2 protein-coding genes and 1 pseudogene are annotated in these 1,597 nt (G+C 51.1%); 2 read left to right on the forward strand and 1 reads right to left on the reverse strand.

Translation table 11 applies throughout. The features are described from left to right. A pseudogene (locus tag ABO04_RS11720) lies at positions 1–784 on the reverse strand (IS3 family transposase); the annotation flags it as partial. A 125-nt stretch (positions 785–909) separates the two neighbouring features. Between ABO04_RS11720 and ABO04_RS11725 the strand changes: the two are divergent. Beyond that, positions 910–1,095 (forward strand): hypothetical protein, encoded by a 186-nt coding sequence (locus ABO04_RS11725; RefSeq protein WP_160810855.1) that lies wholly within the window; start codon positions 910–912, stop codon positions 1,093–1,095. Between the two features lie 104 nt (positions 1,096–1,199). Next, a partial coding sequence (locus ABO04_RS11730; protein ID WP_160810856.1) for a MarC family protein occupies positions 1,200–1,597 on the forward strand: 398 nt, incomplete at its 3' end.

Below are 1,597 nucleotides of genomic sequence, written 5' to 3' on the forward strand. Positions count from 1 at the left end.
CTCCAGCCCACCACCTGTCGGGAGAACATATAGACCGCAACCGAAAGAGACAAGCAACGACTACGTCGGAATCGTCAAATGCAGATAATGACACAAACATAGACTTGATCCGGTCTGGCAACCGTAAATTGCCGATTCAATTGGTTCTCAAACACTGGCAACGGGTGATTGCTGTCCGTCGTCACCTTGTACTTCTTCCGGTGTTTCACTTGTATCCCGGCTTCTTGCATTAGTCTTCTCGCCTTCCAGCGACTAACCCGATAGTCCAAGGCATTTAGCGCTCGTTTCATCCTGCGACTGCCATAGGTGTAATCGCATGATTTTGCAATATTCTGCACAGCATTAAGTAGTTGCCTGTGGTGTAGATCATCCGGGCAATTGCAGCGGCGTTGTTCATAGTCATAGTAAGCACTGCGACTGACACCCAATAGCCGGCACATCAGGCCGACCGGGTAGGTCTTTTTCTTTTGGGTGATGAACGAATACTTCACTTCGTTTCTTTCGCGAAAAAGACCGCCGCCTCCTTTAGTATTTGCCGCTCAAGCTTTAATTGCTTGTTTTCTAGTTTAAGCCGCCGGATTTCTTCCTGCTCCGGTGTCAGTTTCCCATTACCGCGGAATGCCTGACCATTAGTATCCGCCTGGCTCTCCCTGATCCATCGCCCAAGCATGTTAGCCCTGATTTCCAGGCTTCTGGCAGCTTCTGCTATCGTTAATCCCTGATCCAGTACCAAGCTGATTGCATCCAGCTTGAATTCCTTTGTATAGTGTTTCCTAGGCTCCATTTCATCCTCCAATTAAGACTATTTTCTCTTAACTGGAGTGTCCGGGTCTATTAGACCATATCATCCGGTTCGGTTAGTCTTACCGACTATCGAATGTCCTTTTGAGGCGGCTGCCGCGATACCCTGTGGTTCCCATCGTGATGATGGGCCGATTAGCGGTTGACCAATTCTATCAAGGCATCGGGCTTGCGCGATCTCTTTTGGCCGACGCAGTTTACAAGGTTCGGCAACTCGATATCAGTGTGTTTGCATTGGTTGTAGTTGCAAAGGATGACGAGTTCGATGCGTCTACCGGCACCATGGCTTTGTGAAGCTGGAAAGCAGGGATGGCAACAACCGAACGCTTGTGCTCCCCTTCGCTGACACGTAGTCCCCCGAAAACTGCTGCAACGATTCTATTAGAATGATCAACCCAATGGACCAGTACATACAGGCGATTGTCGCATTGCTTGCGATTGCCAACCCACTTTCTGCAGTTCCTGTGTTCCTGCAAGCGGTCGATGGTCTCGACAGGACGCAGCGACGGAAATCCGCTTTGCTAGCGGCGATTTCTGTTTTCACCATCCTGTTCGCCGCCGCCGTCGCGGGGAACTGGATGCTAGACATTTTCGGTATTTCCATCTCCGCGTTTCGTTGTGGTGGCGGATTGGTGATCCTGCTGATGGGGCTGACGATGCTGCAAGGCCGTACTTCGAGTGTCCAGCAGGAGTCACTCACTCACAACGAACGTCGAAGCAAGATTTTTGTGCCCATCGCCATGCCGCTCGTTGCCGGACCCGGAGCGATCACCACCGTGATCACCATTGCGCTTGC

Origin of the sequence: Nitrosomonas sp. HPC101, assembly GCF_009833125.1 — a bacterium.
GTDB lineage: Bacteria > Pseudomonadota > Gammaproteobacteria > Burkholderiales > Nitrosomonadaceae > Nitrosomonas.